This window comes from Akkermansiaceae bacterium (assembly GCA_019634595.1).
Lineage (GTDB): Bacteria > Verrucomicrobiota > Verrucomicrobiia > Verrucomicrobiales > Akkermansiaceae > Luteolibacter.
The window spans coordinates 780,239-799,029 of the sequence record JAHCBC010000002.1 but is presented as its reverse complement, the minus strand read 5'-3'; the positions used below and the strand labels follow the sequence as shown (position 1 = coordinate 799,029).

At 57.5% G+C, this 18,791-nt stretch carries 18 protein-coding genes; 14 read left to right on the top strand and 4 right to left on the bottom strand.

Going from position 1 to position 18,791, the window contains the following annotated elements; translation table 11 throughout:
* Positions 1-2 precede the first annotated feature (2 nt).
* The 12 genes from KF712_09225 (at position 3) to KF712_09170 (ending at position 13,824) form a co-directional block, all read left to right on the top strand.
* A complete protein-coding gene (locus tag KF712_09225; GenBank protein MBX3741158.1) occupies positions 3-1,103 on the top strand; it encodes an FAD-binding oxidoreductase in 1,101 nt (366 codons plus the stop codon).
* A gap of 11 nt (positions 1,104-1,114) precedes the next feature.
* Positions 1,115-2,110 (top strand): glycosyltransferase, encoded by a 996-nt coding sequence (locus KF712_09220; protein ID MBX3741157.1) that lies wholly within the window; start codon positions 1,115-1,117, stop codon positions 2,108-2,110.
* Positions 2,107-2,916, top strand: a complete 810-nt coding sequence (locus KF712_09215) for a glycosyltransferase family 2 protein (GenBank protein MBX3741156.1) — start codon at positions 2,107-2,109, stop codon at positions 2,914-2,916. The genes KF712_09220 and KF712_09215 overlap by 4 nt, the downstream gene beginning before the upstream one ends.
* Positions 2,913-3,425: a GtrA family protein gene (locus tag KF712_09210; protein MBX3741155.1), complete on the top strand. Its 513-nt coding sequence runs from the start codon at positions 2,913-2,915 to the stop codon at positions 3,423-3,425. Before KF712_09215 ends, KF712_09210 begins: the two co-directional genes overlap by 4 nt.
* Positions 3,426-3,514: 89 nt before the next feature.
* A complete protein-coding gene (locus tag KF712_09205; GenBank protein MBX3741154.1) occupies positions 3,515-4,897 on the top strand; it encodes a hypothetical protein in 1,383 nt (460 codons plus the stop codon).
* A gap of 35 nt (positions 4,898-4,932) precedes the next feature.
* Entirely contained in the window at positions 4,933-5,682 is a 750-nt protein-coding gene (locus KF712_09200; protein ID MBX3741153.1) for a class I SAM-dependent methyltransferase, read from the top strand.
* Positions 5,679-6,857 (top strand): glycosyltransferase, encoded by a 1,179-nt coding sequence (locus KF712_09195; GenBank protein MBX3741152.1) that lies wholly within the window; start codon positions 5,679-5,681, stop codon positions 6,855-6,857. The genes KF712_09200 and KF712_09195 overlap by 4 nt, the downstream gene beginning before the upstream one ends.
* On the top strand, positions 6,808-7,869 hold the full coding sequence (locus tag KF712_09190) for an FkbM family methyltransferase (GenBank protein ID MBX3741151.1): 1,062 nt from the start codon (positions 6,808-6,810) through the stop codon (positions 7,867-7,869). Before KF712_09195 ends, KF712_09190 begins: the two co-directional genes overlap by 50 nt.
* 47 nt (positions 7,870-7,916) lie before the next feature.
* On the top strand, positions 7,917-9,077 hold the full coding sequence (locus KF712_09185) for a glycosyltransferase family 4 protein (protein MBX3741150.1): 1,161 nt from the start codon (positions 7,917-7,919) through the stop codon (positions 9,075-9,077).
* Between the two features lie 68 nt (positions 9,078-9,145).
* Positions 9,146-10,027 carry a glycosyltransferase gene (locus tag KF712_09180; GenBank protein MBX3741149.1) on the top strand — a complete coding sequence of 294 codons (882 nt, stop codon included), beginning with the start codon at positions 9,146-9,148 and terminating at the stop codon, positions 10,025-10,027.
* A 131-nt stretch (positions 10,028-10,158) separates the two neighbouring features.
* A complete protein-coding gene (locus tag KF712_09175; GenBank protein MBX3741148.1) occupies positions 10,159-11,565 on the top strand; it encodes a sugar transferase in 1,407 nt (468 codons plus the stop codon).
* 180 nt (positions 11,566-11,745) lie between these two features.
* The gene (locus tag KF712_09170; protein ID MBX3741147.1) at positions 11,746-13,824 is read left to right on the top strand and encodes an O-antigen ligase family protein; all 2,079 of its coding nucleotides are present in this window, start codon (positions 11,746-11,748) and stop codon (positions 13,822-13,824) included.
* Here KF712_09170 and KF712_09165 read toward each other — a convergent pair whose 3' ends face one another.
* Together KF712_09165 and KF712_09160 are read right to left on the bottom strand one after the other, a co-directional pair.
* Positions 13,825-14,559, bottom strand: a complete 735-nt coding sequence (locus tag KF712_09165) for an exosortase-associated EpsI family protein (protein MBX3741146.1) — start codon at positions 14,557-14,559, stop codon at positions 13,825-13,827.
* Complete coding sequence (locus tag KF712_09160) at positions 14,556-15,563, bottom strand: exosortase/archaeosortase family protein (protein ID MBX3741145.1); 1,008 nt, start codon at positions 15,561-15,563, stop codon at positions 14,556-14,558. Before KF712_09160 ends, KF712_09165 begins: the two co-directional genes overlap by 4 nt.
* Before the next feature lie 91 nt (positions 15,564-15,654).
* Between KF712_09160 and KF712_09155 the strand changes: the two genes are divergently transcribed.
* Positions 15,655-16,578 (top strand): ribose-phosphate pyrophosphokinase, encoded by a 924-nt coding sequence (locus KF712_09155; GenBank protein ID MBX3741144.1) that lies wholly within the window; start codon positions 15,655-15,657, stop codon positions 16,576-16,578.
* A gap of 12 nt (positions 16,579-16,590) precedes the next feature.
* Here KF712_09155 and KF712_09150 read toward each other — a convergent pair whose 3' ends face one another.
* A complete protein-coding gene (locus KF712_09150) occupies positions 16,591-17,259 on the bottom strand; it encodes a class I SAM-dependent methyltransferase (GenBank protein ID MBX3741143.1) in 669 nt (222 codons plus the stop codon).
* A 163-nt stretch (positions 17,260-17,422) separates the two neighbouring features.
* Between KF712_09150 and KF712_09145 the strand changes: the two genes are divergently transcribed.
* Positions 17,423-18,013 carry a 50S ribosomal protein L25 gene (locus KF712_09145; GenBank protein ID MBX3741142.1) on the top strand — a complete coding sequence of 197 codons (591 nt, stop codon included), beginning with the start codon at positions 17,423-17,425 and terminating at the stop codon, positions 18,011-18,013.
* Here KF712_09145 and KF712_09140 read toward each other — a convergent pair.
* Complete coding sequence (locus KF712_09140; GenBank protein MBX3741141.1) at positions 17,955-18,749, bottom strand: HPP family protein; 795 nt, start codon at positions 18,747-18,749, stop codon at positions 17,955-17,957. The genes KF712_09145 and KF712_09140 overlap by 59 nt on opposite strands.
* Positions 18,750-18,791 lie beyond the last annotated feature (42 nt).

The window sequence follows — 18,791 nt, the reverse complement described above, 5'->3', positions numbered from 1 at the left end:
GAATGAATCCTGACGTCATCGTCGCTGGCGGAGGATTTTTCGGATGCATGATCGCCCTCATGCTCCGGGAAAAAGGCCACCACCCGTTGGTGGTGGAAGCTGAAGGCAGGCTCCTCGAAAGGGCATCCCGCGTGAACCAAGCCCGGGTTCATGGCGGCTATCACTATCCCCGGAGTCTTGTTACAGCCTATCGATCCCGGCACAACTACAACCGCTTCCGCGAAGTGTTCCGCGAAGCGATAGTTGATGACTTCGAGAAAGTCTACGCGATCGCCCGGCGCCATTCCAAAGTCAACGCCGCACAATTCGAGCTGTTCATGAAACGAATAGGCGCTCCCCTGAGGCCCGCGCCGGAGAGAATCACAGCCTTCTTCAACCCGGATCTCACCGAGCGAGTATGGCTCGCGGAAGAATGTGCTTTCGATTGCTCCATTCTGAGGGATATCTGCATATCGCGTCTGGAAGACGCGGGGATCCCGGTCCTTCTCGGCATCCGGGTGGCTTCCGTCACCCAGGTTCCGGGTGGTGTCGAGGTGATGTTGAGCGATGGGAGAAGACAGGCCGCATCCCTGGTGGTGAACGCCACTTACAGCGGGCTCAACCTCCTTGGCCGATCCAGCTCCCTAAATCCCATTCCCCTGAAGCATGAACTCGCCGAAATGGCGCTCATTCAGCTTCCACCCGCACTGGAGGACATCGGCGTCACTTTCATGTGTGGCCCTTTCTTCTCTTTCATGCCCTACCCTTCAAGAAATCTGTCGAGCATCAGCCACGTACGCTTCACCCCTCACGGAGCATGGCATGAAAGGGATTTCTCCGTCACCGACCCTTACCTGAGGTTTTCCCAAACCAGAAAATCCTCCCACTATCCTTATATGATTGCCGATGCGACCCGCTATATTCCAGCACTCAAGAACGCAACTTACGTCGATTCCATATGGGAAGTCAAAACGTTGCTTCCGCAAACCGAGATCGACGACAGCCGGCCGATCCTCTTCCGGCGCGATCCATCATTGCCACGCATCATCCACGTGATGGGGGGAAAAATCGACAACATCTTCGACGTTGAGGATGAGCTCGACCGGATTCTCGGAATGAACTGAAGCCTATACTCATGGACACCCAAACGGTCATCAGCGTAGTAGTTCCCCTCGACAACGACGGGACGATTCTCGCGAGCTTCCTCAAGGAGCTGGACGGAGCGATGCTCCGCGGCTACCAGTTTTTCGAGATCATTCTCGTCGACAACGCTTCCCCGGACGAGACGCCGCGGGTGGCCCGCGAGCTTCTCTCGGAAATCCCGCGGCTCCGCTATCTGCGGATGTCCCGGCCATTCGACCGCGACGTTCTCCTCGCAGCCGGGCTGGAGTCCACGATCGGCGATTATGTTGTTACCCTTGATCCAGCGTCAGATCCTCCTTCCGCCGTGCTTCCGATGATCGAAGCATGCCGCAAATCCGGGGGAATCCTCCAAGGTGTCGCAACCAACCCGATGAGCCGGGGAAGAATCCGGGAATTCGCCGGTGGGATCTTCAGAAATTATTGCGGTCGCCAGCTCGGCCTGTCGCTCAGACGCGGAGCGGACGATTTCCGGGTCATGAGCCGGCAGTCCGTCAATTCCTTGCTGCAGATCAAGGAGCAACACCGCTATTTGAAGATCCTCACACTCACTCTCGGTTACCATCATGCATATTTTGCCTATGAAAGGCGATCAACCGCGAAAGCCCCGCGTGCCAAACCCCTCGCCACGGAGGCATCCATGGCAATCGATCTCATCGCCTCCCACAGCCGGCACCCTCTCCGGGTGGTCACAATGGCAGGTCTGGTCGGGGCGCTCCTGAACCTCGCCTACGCCATCTACGTCCTGGGAATCTTCTTCATGAAACAAGACGTCATGGAAGGCTGGACGACCCTATCGTTGCAGCAAAGCGGCATGTTTTTGTTCATATGCCTCATTCTGGCTGTCCTTGGCGAATATGTCGGCACCATTCTGGGCGAGGTAAGGAGCCGCCCGCTCTATTTCATCTCGGAAGATGCCGGAAGTTCCGTCCTGCTGGAAGACACCGTCGCATCCAGCATCGTCAAAGAATCCGGATCATCAGAACCATGACCACCTTCCACCGAGGAAACGGCGATTCGGTCCCCCTGTACAAAGTTGCATGGGAAAGGCCCCGAAAATGCCAATATGCCATCTGCGTTTTTGTCATCAACGAAGGTGAGAAGATCCAGCGGCAGCTCACCGCCATGAGAAATTTCGCATCCTTGATCGATGTCATCGTCGCGGATGGAGGAAGCACCGATGGGTCGCTCCCCCTCCGGCTGATGGAGGAAACGGAATGCAAAGCGCTGCTTGTGAAGTCAGGAGATGGGAAACTGAGTTCGCAGATGCGCATGGCGTTCGACTACTCCCTTGCCGAAGGGTACGCCGGAATCTTGGTCATCGACGGAAACGGCAAGGATGGGCTCGAAGCCATCCCGACCATGGTCGCCTCCCTCGAAGCAGGTTTTGACCATATCCAAGGCAGCCGGTTCATGCCGGGGGGACATCACGAAAACACCCCGCTCATCCGCTATCTCGCGGTCAATCTCCTCCACGCGCCCCTGGTGTCCATAGCCGCCGGGTTCCGATACACCGATACCACCAATGGATTCCGTGGCTACAGCCGGCGCCTCTTGCAAGATCCCCGGATCTCGGTCTTCCGGCCGGTCTTCGACCGCTACCAGCTCCATTATCATCTGGCGATCGAAGCGGCGGCGGGCGGCTATCAAGTCACCGAGATACCCGTCTCACGCTCCTATCCTGCCGCTGGCAAAACCCCCACCAAAATCAGGGGGTTAGGAGCCCTGTTTTCTGTTTTCCGCCAGCTCATCTCAGTATGCCGGGGAAATTACAGGCTCCCATCCGACGAACCATGAAAGCCTCTCCGGACAAAGAAATCCGAGCGATCCTCCGCTTGGGGCACAAACAGAGCTGGAAAGCCGCCGCCCTTCATCTTGCCAGCACCGAGGCCGCCCCCGTGTGGCAGTTTGCCAAATATCTTGCCATTGGTGTCCTCTCCGTTCCGGTCTTTCTCTCCGGTTGCTGGCTTTTCCGGGCAAGCGTCGTCTGGCTTGATCCGCAAGCCTACCCGCAAAACAGACCCGCTTGGCTTCTTCTCGAAATCACCATGGGGTTCCTGACCGCCAACGCCTTCACTTACGAGACTAACCGCCGATGGGTGTTCAAAGCCGGGCGCCATTCGAGGGCACGCGAATTCACGTTGTTCACCGTGAGCGCCGCCCTATGTTTCGCCGTCGCCCAGACCGCAGCCTTCCTGCTTATCTCCTACAGTTCCACCCCCGATCTTGTAGTGAAGATGACTGTGATCATCCTCTCAACCCTTGTCAATTTCATTTCCCGGAAAACCATCGTTTTCAGTTCCTGATACCAGAGGAAAATATTTGGGGGATCTGCTTCGTGCGGCAGCGGCCAACTGAAGAGCCACATCTACAATGTTAATCCTGAATTCTGGCCATGATGCCATCACTTGATTCCGTATGCCGGAAATTGATCCGGCACGGTTATCAAGATCGTGCGGTTTTCTACCACGCCCTGTCGCGGTTCACGACGATCGCGCTAGGTCCGCTCGTGATCCTGGCCATCGGCGGCTTTCTGGATCCTGAACAACAGGGAGTTTATTACGTATTTGGAAGCCTCCTCCAGCTCAGAGGCTTGATTGATCTGGGTTTCGGACAATCCTCCCTCCAGCTTCTGGCCAATCGTTATGCGAATCTGGATCTGAAACCGTCGACTGGCGTGATGGGTGACAGCGCCGTCAGGAATGGATTCCTCGATTTAGCAAAATTCACGCTGAAAATTTATCTTTTCATCGGACTAGGTACGTTTCTGGTGATCGGTATTCTGGGTTTCATTTTTCTTCATCGTCACCTCGGCTCACATACTCATGTTGAATGGGTGGCCCAATGGTGGGTCACTGTTACCGCCAGTTCCCTTGGCATCGCGACTTGGGGAATCGTTTCGAGCGCCGAAGGGGCGAACCAGCTCGCACTCACGAACCGGTGGAGATTCTGGACGGAGCTTGGTGCACTGCTGGGATTCTTGGGAACCTTGGCGGCGGGCGGCGGACTTTGGGCAATAGCCTCAATGTCAGCCGTTCGCCTCTGCATCGCCTATCCGATCACACGGGGTATGGGATCCGTATTCCTCCGGCAGCTATGCTCCGCGGATTCCCGAACGGTGGATTTCCGCAAAACAATCCTCCCTCTCCAGTCAAGGACGATGATTGTATGGGGACTCAATTTCGTCTGTTTCTCCGCTTACAACCTGCTGGCGATGCAGATACTCGGCCCGGCCTCCGCAGGTGTGGTAGGGATGAGCATGCAGCTTTCGAACATGGTGTGGGCTGTGGCCTTGGTATGGTACAACTCCAGACTTCCCCGCCTCGGCAATCTTGCGGGATCGAATGATCTCGACGAACTCATGGCCCTCCATCAGAGAGGATTGAAGATCACCTCCTGCCTGTGGATCTTTCTGGCAACCGGAGCTTTGGCGGCATCCGTCGGCATTCGTTATTTTTTGCCTAGCATGTCAGACCGGATCGCCCCCGCCGGTGCCATGAGCCTGTTTATCTGTGGTGGCGGAGCCTACATCTGGACCCACATGCGGGCATCCTACCTGAGAGCATTCTGCGTGGAAGCATTCGCCCCCTTGGCCGTGGTCCAGGGCATTGCAACCATTGGCGGCCTTTCGATCTTGCTCCAAGCTTGGGGGCTGATCGGGGCGGCCATCACCTACATCCTCGCGACGACAATCGGAGCCGTCTGGACTGAAAGGGTCTACCGGACGTTCATCAAAAACGGAAATCACATCAATAGATCGGATTTACCCGCCATTTGACAAATACAAATCACTTTCCCAAAAACAACCACCTGATGATCAACTATCTCAAATCCCGTCTGCGTGGATGGGCTCGCCGGAATCTCCTGACATCGAACACAATCCGCTATCGGGTTGAGTTCCCGCGTATTCTCGACGCTTTCAAACTCATTGGTCCCCAAGACACCGTTTTCGATGGAGGGGCTGGCGCAGGGCAAATGCTACGGCTCGTCAACGAAAACGGATACTGCAAGGCGGGTCATGGCTTTGAATATGATCCGGACCTCTACAAACTTCTGATTGCCAATTTCACATCACTTCCGGGCTTTACCACGGAACAGGGTTCCTTGACCGAAATCCCGCATAAGGATGAATCTTTTGATTGTGTCCTTTCAACCCAAGTCTTGGAGCACATCGTGGAGCATGAGAAAGCGGCTTCCGAAATGGGCAGGATCGTCAAGCGGAACGGGCATCTAATCATCAGTGTCCCCCATCCTCCCGAACCTTATCCCAATGTGGGCCATGTCAGGGAAGGTTACACCGAGGCCGATCTGGAGGCATTATTTCCTTCTCCTTGGTTCGAGCGGCTCAGCACCAGCTATTCCTACACCAGGCCTACCGTCAGGCGGGTGATGCTCGCCGAAACCCTTCCATTCAAAGGCAGGTTCTTGCCGGTGGGATGGGCGGACCGTGAAACCAAGTTGACCGACGAACAGCGGAAGGAGCAAACACCGTTCGTCATCACCTGCCTGTTCCGGAAAGTCCAAGCTCCAGGATTCCCTCATCTCATCGGCGGAGAATCATGAGAAGGCTCCTCATCGTCGATTCCTCCGTCTCCGCCCGAAGCCCGACCATGCGGAGTTGGCTGGCCGCAGCCCCTGCAGTACTGCCCCAGCGCTTCGACGAAGTCGAAATTTGGGGCTTCCACTGCGAACTCAACGAGTCATGGGTGAAATGGAGGCGAATCACACCAGTGACCAAGCGCTGGGCCATCCAATCCATTTTTTACGACCTGAAGGTCAGGAAAATGATGAATCGCACTTCTGACCGTTACCGCTCCGAAACCCTGATCCAATGCACCGGCACCCATCTTCCTAAAACCGATGTCCGCTACATCCAGTTCTGGAACACCGCCTACGCCGAAGCAGCCTTGGAACGCCCTGATTTCTTGCGCCTGCCCCTGAAAGATCGAATTGTAGGCCCCTTGTTGCGGCGTGAAGAACGCCTCTCCCTTCTTCCCGGAAGAACAGGCGAATGGTGGTGCGTCAGCCGGGGGATATCAGCCCCGATCATCCGGGATTCCACAGTAGCTCCGATCATCCGCTACCTTCCCAACGCCTACAATTCCGCCCGCTTCAACCAGAATCACAGGGAATCCATACGCCATGAAATGAGAAGCCATTACCATTTCAAAGACGATGACATCGTCTTTTCATTCAGCGCGTTCGGCCACTTTGAACGGAAAGGACTGCGTCAGGCCGCGCAGGCGGTGGCCTCCCTGCGGGCCTCCGGCCATCCCGTCCGGCTCCTTGTGCTGGGCGGGAAACCGGGAACCATCCGGAGCTTCCGGGCGTCCCTCAGCCGGTTGGGCATCGATGCCGGTGGCCTACACTTCGCGGGGTTGGTTCCGGATATGGAAAAGCATCTTTCCGCCGCCGACGCCTTTTTCATGCCCTCGCATTTTGAGGCGTTTTCGCTTGCGGAGATCGAGGCCGCGGCACTCGGCCTCAGACTCTATCTCACCGCCCATCCTGGACACGAAATGATCCTCCGGGAGGGCACGAACGGCCGTCTGCTCCCATGGGAACCCGCCGGGATGGCAGCAATCCTCGGAGAGGAAATCAGATCCGGCATCATTCGCATACCACATCGGGAAATCGGCGAGGCCCTTAATGCTGATGCGTACGCCGCGGCGATGGCCGCCAACTACGATGCCGCGATCCGAAGGAAGTGGGGAGAGGACAAAGCGGGGAACGGATAGAAACGCCACCCCGGATACAGACTCCGGATACACTTTCCGGAACGAACGCATATTTCCAAAACAAGGAATCCGTCCAACTATGAATCTACACTTCGCCAAGGAAGTCGGCATCTTCAACTACATCCTCAGGCGTATGGCATGGCGCATGGGGAAAGCCCCTTCGACGATCACTCTTCCGACGGGAAGCAGATTCCCGCTGCCCCGGGAAAAATTCTTCGCCTCCGATGTCTTCGTCACGGAAGCGAATGTGGATTGGAATTCGGAGTATATCTTGGCTTCCTATCTGAAAAGTCTCCCCACCAAAGGGGACTTTCTGGATGTGGGCGCCCATATAGGTTACTATTCCGCCCTCCTCAGTCCTCTTTGTTCCCGCGTGACCGCATTTGAGCCGGACTCAAGGAATCATCCTTACCTCAAGGAAACCGCGAAGGACCTCTCCAACGTCAAAATTGTCGCCAAAGCTGTCAGCAACCAAAATGGGAGCACCGGATTCAGCGACAGCGATGAATCATCGGTAAGTCACATGATTGTCCCGGAGGAAAGCGGAGACGGAAATGCCACCGTGGTCGAGACAATTACGATCGATGATTTCGTGGACAAAGAAGCGCTCCGGCCTGCGGCCGTCAAAATCGACATCGAAGGTTTCGACATCCTGGCTTTGTGGGGGGCGCTTTCCACCGCGCGTGTTCATCAGCCCGTCTTCCTCGTCGAATACAATTTGGAAGAAGGTAGGCCGAATACATGGAAAGGGCTGGAGGAATTCCTGGATGTTTCAGGATACCTCATTTTCGCCGTCTCCCGCCGTCCCAAGGGACTGTTTGGTTATAGCTATTCGCTGGACGGACGCGCCGTCTCCGACCTGCCCGGGCTTTCGGTCAAAATGATATTCCTTGCTCCCCAATCCACCTGCGGGTGGTTCGAGGATCTTTCCCGAGGAATGGGCGTATGGGGGAGGGAATCCCTCCGTCCTGAGGGCGTCGCCGCTTTTCTCGCAGGAATCGGAAAATCCTGAGCGCCCCGCTCCAAGTGCGATTCGATTTGTTTCCCATATTTCAAGGTATGCCAAAAGAAAGATCACTGGTCATTGTGTCAAAAGCATTGGCTCCTTACCGCGTCCGCTTCTATGCGGAGATCGCCAAAACACTGAAGGCCAGGGGATGGAGGGTCACGTTGATCGTTGCAATGGTCGGAGCGAAGGACCATCCTTGGGCAAATCCCGGGACCGGCAATCGCGAGCTAGAACTCGTGGGTCTCGGGATCCCGGAGGATTCTTTCCTGCGGAAAAGCATCAACAGGGTGGTCCATCTCATCGGGATCAATGACATTGAGATCCCCAATCTCCGACTGATTAAGGAACTCAACCGGATCAACCCGGAGGTTGTTTGGACCCATGAGCATTCACTCTTTTGCCTGGCAGCTTCAGTTTGGGCTGCTGTGAGAGATCGCGTTTCCATCCTGTCCACCGAGCTTGGCGATCATCCCCCAGCCTACGCCTGCTCTTCTCTGGGGCTACGATTCCATCGAATGGCGGGTTTTCTTTATCAAGGAGTGATTGCACAAACCAAGGAAGCCACCCGCCGATCTGAGCCCACTGGCGCACCCATCATCTTCGCACCCCACGCGATCGATACGGATGAATATTTTCCCTCCGAACGCCGGACTCCGGAACGATTCCGCTTTCTCTTCACCGGTGCGCTCGATGATCGAAAAGGCATTAAAATCGTGGTCGAGGCTTGCAAGCGGCTAGCAACGGATAGAAAGGATTTCGAACTGAGGGTATTGGGAAGTGGACCTTTTTCCACGTGGCTCTCCGAACTTAAGGAACCATGGCTCAGCATCGGTGGTTTCGTCGAAGGCGAAAGATTGCGAAAAGAATATCGGAATGCGAATGCCTACATCCTTCCCACCAGCGGCGATACCTACGCCGTCACGGTCCATGAAGCGGCCGCGAGCGGCCTTCCATTGATCGTCGGGCGGATGGCCGGAGCCGTGGAAACCTTGGTGGAAGAAGGGGTCACCGGCCACGCCATTGATGCCAACAGCGTCGAGGAACTTGCTCTGAGGATGAGCGAATTTCTGGATAATCCGGGGAAGGCCAAAGCCATGGGTCTCGCCGCAAGAGAATTGGCCACGCTCTACGATGTGAAACTGCTGGGGATGCGCACCGCGGAATTCATCACAACCATCGACCGGGAGATTCCGGGATTCCCACGGCCATGACCATGGAGCATCGATCCGTATTGATGGCATCCTCTGGAGGACACCATGTCGCTGCGGTTTTTGCGACGATGAACCGCAGCGAGGTGGCGTGTGAATGTTTGCGGCTGCTGGCCGCCCAGAGCATACCTCTCGGGAAGATTTACATCACCGACAACGCCTCTTCCGATGGATCCGCAGAGGCACTTGAGAATGAATTACTTGCCCTCCCGCTGGAAGTATCGGTCCTGCGCTCCGCTGAGAATCTCGGAAATGCCGGCGGGATCCAGCTCGCCATGGATCTGGCCTTCGCGGAAGGCTTCGATCATGTGTGGATTCTGGATGACGACTCCTGGCCTGAACGCGACGCCCTGTCAGCGCTTCTCGCTGCGGACGGCCCCGCCACGGGCATCCGCACTTCTATGGTCCTGGAGCCAGGTTCGGACAGAGTCAGTTGGCCCTGTGAGATCCGCCGTTCGCCAGGGGAATGGAAAATGGTCAACTCGGTTCCCAGCGGTCAAACCGACTGGCATGAGATCCGTCGCTCGTGGCTTGGATCGCTGATTCCCAGGGAAGCTTACCTGAAGGTGGGACCGGTCAATGCGGAACTGTTCCTCCGTGGTGAGGATGAGGAGTATCCAAGGCGGCTGGAGCAGGCGGGCTACAGGTTCTGGATGTCATCCGCCTCCATCCTGCGGCATCCCATAGCGGGTCCCCTCGTCACCCTATCTTTTGGAGACTACAAACTGTGTCTTGAGCGCAATCTCGGCACGAACAAGCTCTACTACCGGATCCGCAACATGGTCTGGATCAAGCGCCGGGAGTCCGGTTGGGTGACCGCATTCATTCTGGCGTCGGGCTACTTTCTGTTATTGGCCCGCTGGTTCCGACCATTCCAGCCCACATCGGCGATCTTCATCGAGGCGGTGCGTGACGCCATCACAGGAAGATTGGGAAAACGACCGGGAGGTTGATTGCGGGGAGTTGGCGGACTTACCGCCCAGCTACCTCCATTCACGATCGCCGGGAAGCCCGGTTAATCGATTGCCCAATCGGGCGTTCCAAGCAAGAATCAAGCCCCGCGCTCCACCGCAAACCCTTTTACATGGCAATCAGCAGAAAAGACTCGTTCACCCTCCAGGCTCTCCAGTTGCTGGACGCGGCCCTCGTGTTTTTTGCTTTCTGGATGGCCGGAACATTCCGCCAGTTTCTCCTTTTCTGGCAATACGGCCAACAGCCGGGCGACAACGAAATCTCCACGATGACATGGGTGCTGTATATTGCAGTACCCTTCACTCCCCTCGTGCTCGAGCGCTTCGGCTTTTATGACCGGATCAGACATGGCCAGAAAAAGAGATCCTACATTCAACTGCTGCAAGGGCTGGCGGTGATCGGGATGATGATCGCCATGTTCTCCGTTTTCGCGAAGGTCGTGGACGCACGGCGGCTGATTCTGGGTTTCGGGCTCATTTTCGTCTTCATTCTCCTGCTTCTTCGTGACAGTGCCACCAGGGCATGGTTCAGAAGACGTGCAAAGAACAGCAGCGGGCGGGAGAAAGTGATCGTCGCCGGACAACCTGCGGAAATCGCGGCACTGCTGGAGGAACTGGGGCCGGAGATCACCTCCGAATGGAATGTGGTGGAACGATTCGATCTCGGAACCCGCTCTGTCGAAGAACTTTACCAGATTCTCAAAACCGAGTCCATCGGACGTGTCCTGTTCTCCACCAAAAACACCGAATTCGAGAAAGTCTCACGGGCGGTGGAGGTGTGTGAGTTGCAGGGAGTGGAAGCGTGGATCGCCGCAGCTTTCATCCGCAGCCAGATCGCCCGGCCTGTCTTTGATGCGGTTGGATCCAAGCCGATGCTGGTTCTCCGCTCCACCCCGGACCTTTCATGGGGGCTGATGTTCAAGGGTTTCATGGATACCACTGGCTCAGCCCTCGTAATCCTCCTGACTTCTCCGTTCTGGATTTTTGCCGCCATTGGCATCAAGCTGACGAGCCCGGGAGCCCCGGTTTTCTTTTCCCAGATGAGGGCCGGACGCTATGGCAAGCCATTCAAAATGTGGAAATTCCGCACGATGGTTCCCAACGCCGAGGAGCTTCTGCAGAAAATCAAGGACGACCATGGCAACAACATGGATGGCCCCGTTTTCAAGCTCGACCGTGATCCGAGGATTTTCAAGTTCGGAGCTTTCCTCCGGAAATTCAGCATCGATGAACTGCCCCAGCTTCTCAATGTATTGCTTGGAGATATGAGTCTGGTAGGGCCGCGCCCTCTCCCGCTTTACGAAGTCGAGGCCTTCGGGAAACTCTCCCACCGGAGAAGGCTGAGCGTGAAGCCCGGCATCACCTGCGAGTGGCAGGCCGGCGGACGCAACCAGATCACCAGTTTCGATGAATGGGTCAAAATGGACCTCCGTTACATCGACAACTGGTCTCTGGGGCTTGATGTGCGCATTCTCCTGAAGACCATTCCGGCCGTCATTTTCGGCCGGGGCGCCAAGTAAACGGCCGCCCCGCCGCGGAACACCAGTACGGAACTCCACCACATGGCGATCCTCTCCTCACTTTTTTTCAGCGTCGCGTTGATCCTCGCTGTGACCATCGGTCCCCAAACGCGCCCATGGACCTGGGGGCCTTCCTTGATTTCCCTTGGACTTTCGCTTTCTTTTGCCATTCCAATTTTGTTGCGGAAGAAGCCGAAGCTCAGCATGGGCCTGCTGTTGCTCGGCGTGGCCACCGCCCTGTGGTTCGCATGGAGGGCGACCATCTCGCCGGTGCTTGAACTCAGGGACGCGGATCTGCTTCTCCTGGGAGGAACCGTTGGAGCATTTGTGGTGATGACAACCATCACCGGCAACAAAATCGCCGAGAAGATCTTCCTCTGGACCTTGTCAGGGCTCTTGACCGCCAGTGTGGCAATCATCGTCCGCCAAATCGGGGATCCCGGCTTCCATCCGATCTTTGCCTCGAGGCCGGTGACTTTGCCATCGGGCTTCTTCGGTCACTACAATGAGTGTGCCAATTTCCTCATTGGCACCGGTTTCCTTTTGGGGGCATCCGCACTGTTCGGTTCCTACTCCAGGATCACCCAGATTGTATGGGCGCTGTCAGCCGTCGCAGGACTGGTCGCGGTCTACTACACCCGCTCCCGGGGCGGGATACTCGCAGTGGGCGGCGGACTCGTGGTTTTCGCCATACTCAGCCTGCTGATCAGCAAGCGGAGGGATTCCAAGGGATTCGCCGTCGCGGTGATCGCCCTGCCACTGTTGTTCATGGCCGCCGTGGGATGGGTCTATAAAGGCTGGGGAGATGCCCAGACCGTCCGGTTCCAGACAGACGGCACGGCGGTCACGGATGCCGCTTCTGTCATCGAATCGTCGATGCGGTTCCACTTGTACGACATCGCGCTGTCGTGCATCAACCTCCATCCATGGAGCGGAGGGGGAAGCCGGAGTTACAGTTGGGAGTGCAACCGGTTCTGGAACGCCGTCGATCACGGGACAGGTGCGGCAAGACCCGAATACGTCCACAACGAACTCCTTCAATCCGCAACCGACTATGGCATCGTCGGAGCCGTCCTGCTGACCGTCCTGCTGTCCTGGACCAGCCTCGGGGTTGTGCTACGTTCCTGTTCCAATTGGAACGTCCCCCGGAGTGCTCCGGAGGATGCATTCCATATTGGGGGCATCGCGGGATTGGCGGGGATGTTCATCCAGTCGAATTTCAGCTTTGTTTTCCACCTGTTCCCCGGAGTTCTGCTCCTAGGGATCTGTCTGGCGAGAATGGCGGTCCAGGAGAGCGGAGATGATCGGACGAAATTCCGGACATCCCTCTCCAAAGGAATCCTTGTAATGAGCGGCATCATCGTCTGCCTGTCCTCCTTTTGGATGGGTGCCCGTGGGACCCGGGTGCTCTCATCACTTTGGAAAAACTACTTCGCCGCCCCGGAGGAGACATCCCCGGAAATGAAGATCGCCGCTTTGTCGGACGCCATCGCAATCTGGCCCCAAGCCACCCTCTACGATGACAGATCGTTCACCCTTCAGATCATGTCAAAGGCATCCGGGATTTCACTCCCGTCTGATCCCTTCACCAAGGAGGCGATCTCGGACTATCATGAAGCGATCCGGCTGCATCCGTATGATCCCGGCCTCCGGACCAATCTCGCAGGCTTGCTCAACCTCGCCGGAGATGACATGGGAGCGGAACACCAATACCGGCAGGGTGCGGCTCTTGAGGGAGGAATGGAGGCAGCCTACCAGGCCCATTTCAAGTTCTGCCATTATCTGGTGAACCGGGGGATGGCCGAACTGGAGAAGAATGAACTCGATGCGGCTTCCCGCTCCTTTGATGAAGCTCTCCGGCAATTCGCAAAGGTGGAAGAGAAGACTCCATGGATGCCCTATCAACAGGTGGGCGTGGATCTCAAACGTGCCTTGGTGACCGGGGTAGGCATGTCCTATGAAGCGGCCGGGGATTTTAGCGGCGCCTTGGCGCAGTATGATGGCTTGGCGGGAGGACTCAGGGTTCCGATGGCAGACTTCAGGGCAGGTCTTCTTCTAGGCAAAATGGCGGAAACCGCTTGGAAGGAACGCCAGCCATCCAAGGCATTGACCCTCTTCCAAAAGGCCAGCCAGCGGCTTGGAGCTGCGACCAATCTCCCCACCGCGCAGCAGAATATACGCGACGAGCACCTTTCATTTGTCAGCGCGAGGATCCAGTACCTACTGGATGCAAGGATCACGCCTGATGAAGGGAAGTGATCAGCTCTGCGGATGAATCTGTTCCCAGTTGATCTGCTGCTCCGCGAAGGTGGAGACGAACTCGACCAGCTTGCGGTCCACTTCCTCCTCGGTGATTTCCGCATCCGGATACCAAGGCATCCTGCCGAAGCACATGGAAAAGGAAGCATAGGCCCAGCGCTGGTCCATGCCACGCACCAGACGGTCCTGCATGTCGACCAAAGTCCTCTGGAAATGGTCATGCGCCAACCGGTCGTGGCCCACAAAAAAGTAGTAGTTCACACACTTGAGCTCGTGTGCTCCGCCCTGTGATGCACCGGGATTCGGCCGAGTGGAACGCAACCGGCGGACGGTGAGTTCGCGACCGTCCGAAAGCTTGATGGTGACATCGCTGCCGGAGAGGTTGTAATGCCCCTGCGCCCGCATGCACCGCTCCGGGCGGTGGATGGAGTTGTTCAAGTCATATCCGGACAGGACGATGGAAAGGTCGATGATGTCCGCATTCCGATAGCCATCCTCAGTGAATTCCCCGGGACGGGCCCGGAAACAGGTCGCTTTAGAGAACTCGGTATCCTTGGCCAAAGCTCCGAGTTCTTCCTTGCTGGGAAGGTTCTTGCGGAACATCCATTCCCCTTCCTCCTGTGGCAGCTCCATCCGTATGGCGCTGTTGGCAACCTTGCCAGCGCTGGGCAGGAGGTAGATGCCGCCCAGACCGAAGGCCAGGAGAACGGGCAGGGAGAAGAGTTTGCAGTTCATCGCTCGGGAAGGGTTTGGTTGGATTCCACAGTGGCACCGACGGTCCGCCGGACGGCGACTTTTTTCTCCCTCTTCCAAGGAAGCCCGCCTTCGAGGAGGGTGTGGATTCCAAGAAGCAGCGCCAGGGAGATCGGATAAAACAGCAGCAACCCGGACCAATCATGCCAGGTTCCGCTGGCCCACTCCGCGTTCCCATACTCCGCGATCACAAAGATGGAAACAACCCGCAGGGCATTTCCCAGGATGGCCAGGGGAAAGGCGGATACGAAGAGGAGGATCTTCTTCCACATCGCGATGTTCGCCACGTAAGCCCATGCGGCGGAGATCATCAGCAGGGCCATCAGGGAGCGGATGCCGCTGCATCCGGCTGCGATGTCCAGAGGTTCCCAGTTACCCTTGACCGGCAGCACCTTGGTTCCATCCACAGAGGTTTCGACACCGAACAGTGCCGAACCGTGATGGGCCATTTTAGTGGCGATGAGCTGCAGATGGGTGGTCGCCTGTTGGAAGCTGGGCAGGGGAACCGCCAGCCAGAAGAAGAAAAGCGGAAAGAGCAGGATCCTCCCCACCCGCCAGCCCCACAGATAGAGGGCGGCCCCCCAGAGAAGGAACGGCAGGGCCCCCGCCGTCACCCGCGGCTGGAGCGTCCGGTAACCGGCGGCGAAAAACACGACTCCCACGAATACAGCGGCCAAGCCCCAGAGACTTCCCTCCCGGGCCGCCGCCTTCAGGTCACGCCACTTGTAAATGATCAACCCTGCAATGACGATGGGGAAAAGGATGCCATGCTCATAGTCGGTCTCACCATTCCAAGCGCTCTTCAGCCATCCGAAGGTGGATTGGTCGCGGGCCGGACCGAAGCGTGCCACCACCGCATAAAACCAGAAAATCACGGCGGCACTGAGCGTCACCGCCACCCACATGAACACATCCGGCTTCTTTTTGCCGGAGGATCCAGAAGCATCAAAGCTAGGATGGGACGACTGGAGGGAGGATTCAGGCAAGGAACAGCGGGGTTTGATTCGAGAAATCCGCGCAAAGTATTGCCCACGGCCAAACCGCTGTCAACAATCCCCCCGCCCCGCCGTCCGACCCATGAAACTGATCAGTGGAACCGCCCACCGCACCCTTTCCGAAAACATCGCCAAAAGCCTCGGCCAGCCGCTCGCGGATGTCCACGTGACCGCTTTTCCGGACGGTGAAACCTTCGTCAGGATCAACGAGAACATCCGCGGTGCGGATGTTTTCATCATCCAGCCGTCCTGCCCGCCCACGAACCACAACATCATGGAGTTGCTGATCATGGTGGACGCCGCCCGCCGTGCCAGCGCGGAGCGGATCACCGCGGTGATGCCCTTCTTCGGTTACGCCCGGCAGGACCGGAAGGACCAGCCCCGTGTGCCGATCACCGCGAAACTCGTCGCCAATCTGCTGACGGCGGCGGGAGTCAACCGGGTTCTCACCATGGACCTGCACGCCCCGCAGATACAGGGATTCTTCGACATCCCCGTGGACCATCTCTACGCGAAGTCCGCACTTTTCAGCTACCTTCAGGAACGCCACCCGGACACGACCAACCTCACCGTGGTTTCTCCTGACGTTGGCGGGGTGAAAATGGCCCGCGCCTACGCGGACGCCCTCGGCGCCGAGTTGGCCATCGTTGCGAAACACCGCGTGAGCGCCACCCGGGTGGAAGCGATGAATGTGATCGGCGAGGTTGAAGGACGGGATGTCCTGCTGGTGGATGACATGACCGAAACCGCGGGCACCCTCACCGCAGCCGCGGAGATTCTCCGGAAACACGGGGCGAAGCGCATTTTCGCCGGGGTTTCCCACGCCATTCTCGGAGAAATGGGACACGAACGTCTCAAAAACTCCGCCATTGAGGAAATGATCACCACCGACTCCGTCCCGCAAGCCGCAGGGGAAAAGGTCAGCATCGTGAGCATCGCGCCACTGATGGCCGAGGCCATCCGCCGCATCAACGGAGGTCAGTCGATCACTTCGCTGTTCATGTGAGATCAGAGGAGATCACTCTCCGGAGATTCTGAAAGCAACATAGGACTTGGGAATAATTCCCAAGAGCCTCTCGGTGTGGATTTCACAATCCGGAAAGAGGGTTTTCATCTCCTTTTTGCTGAGCAGCCGGGTGGTATCAACCATCTCATCGATCTGAGTCCTGCTTGGCCGGGCAATCCATCCCCAGAGGGTGAAGTGACGCAGCACACGCCGTTGGACGGATTTCGGGAGCCAGTGCACGAAAAGTGCGAGGTAGTGGGGTTCCACGGGGCATTCCTTCGCCGGCGTCTGTATCCACAAAGCCTTGCCGACGCGGCGCACCTCTTTGGCAAATGCCACCTGCCTATCCCACTCCCCAACGTGCTCGATCACACTGTTCGAAAAAGCAATATCGTAGCTCTTGTCATCCATTTCAAGGGCGCATCCATCACCGGTTACAATGTTGATACGGTGCTCCGGCGCTTGGGACGGATCCCAGTCAACCGGATGCACGTTGAGTGAATCGATGCTGTGGACAACCGGGGGTTGCGCGATCCATGTATTGGGATAGCCGCCGATATCCAGCACCCGATCCGTCTTCTTCGGGCGGATCTTTGAAACAAACAGCCGAAAACGTTTCACCCTCCAGATCTTGAAAATGGCACCATAGACACGATGAATTAGTGGAAGGCGCTTCTCCATGCTGAAGTTCTACTGGACCCGCACCGGGTATTCACAATCCCCAAACGGGTCAAGCACACCTTTATAAAACAAATTTTTGACAACGGGCCGCCCGCCCGCTACATCCCTCGCCCCGCCCGCGGCCTGCCGCCGGGCATTTCCCAGAACACGAACGCCTCCTGTCATGGCCACGAAAGCATCACTCAAAGCAGCACCGCGCGCCCGCAGCGGATCCGGACGCCTCAAACAAATGCGCCGCGAAGGCTGGCTGCCATCCGTCATCTACGGTCGCACCGTCGAGGCCCACAACCTCAAGGTTGACGCGAAGACCTTCAGCGAACTGCTCGCACACAGCAGCTCCGAGAACATCCTGATCAACCTCGACGTGGAAGGCGAAGGCACCCGCCTCGCATTCCTGCAGTCCATCCAGCACGACCCGCTCACCGGTGCCGCGCTGCACGCCGATTTCCTCGCCATCGACGAGAAGACCGAAATCACCGCCCACATCCCGACCCACCTCAACGGTGAGCCTGCCGGGGTGAAGGCCGGCGGCATTCTGGAGCAGTACATCCACGCGCTGGAAATCACCTGCCTCCCGAACGATCTTCCGGACACCCTCGAGTTCGACGTTGCCCACCTCCAGGAGGGTGACTCCCTTCACATCAGCGATGTGAAGCTCCCTGCCGGTGTCCGTGCCACCCACGCGGGTGAAGTCGTCATCGCCCACATCGGCAAGTCCGGTGCCGCGATCTCCGAGGCTGCCGCCTCCGCCTGATCGACGGAACTTTCAGCACCTTCCCAAAAGGCCCGGCATCACGCCGGGCCTTTTTTTGTGCCAGGATACGGAGGGATGCCTGAAGTTCCATGAGCGAGCGGCTGAGCCGTATCAGATCGTCTTCCGAGATGTCCACGAACGAATCCAGCTCCCGCAGCGCGGCGATCACCTGCTCGTGGGTGGGGGAACCGGGCTGCTCCGCAGGCTTCCAGGCGAGCGCCGCCGGATACCTCCGCCAGATGAAGAAGCCGTTGAAAAGCACCGCGATGGTGACCATCACCAGGCCGTTCACCAGCACCGGACAAAGCACGAAGTGAAATCCCAGGGCGTGAACGGCGGGGCCGCCCAGAACCGCCGTCAGGGCGGTGGCTCCTCCGGGAGGATGGATGCATTTGAAAAAGTGCATCACCCCGATGGAAAGGCCGACGGCCACCGCGGCGGCCATCGTTTGATCCGGAATCCATCTCGCGCAAGCCACGCCGATGAGGGCTGAGAAGCCGTGACCCGCAAGGACCGGCCACGGCTGGGACAACTGGCCGTGGGGAACCGCAAACAACAACACGGCGCTCGCGCCCATTGATGCGACCAAGCCGGTGGCATGGGGGAGGTGCATGCAGCGGCCGGTGAAAAAGATGAGGAAAAGAATGGAGAGGACACCTCCCAGCAGGGAAATCCCCTTCTCTTTCCAACTGACGGCACTCAGTTCGACGCCCAGCAGATCACTCCATTTTCTCATGGGAGGGGATTTTCTTCAGAATGAGCGGAATTCATGCGAATC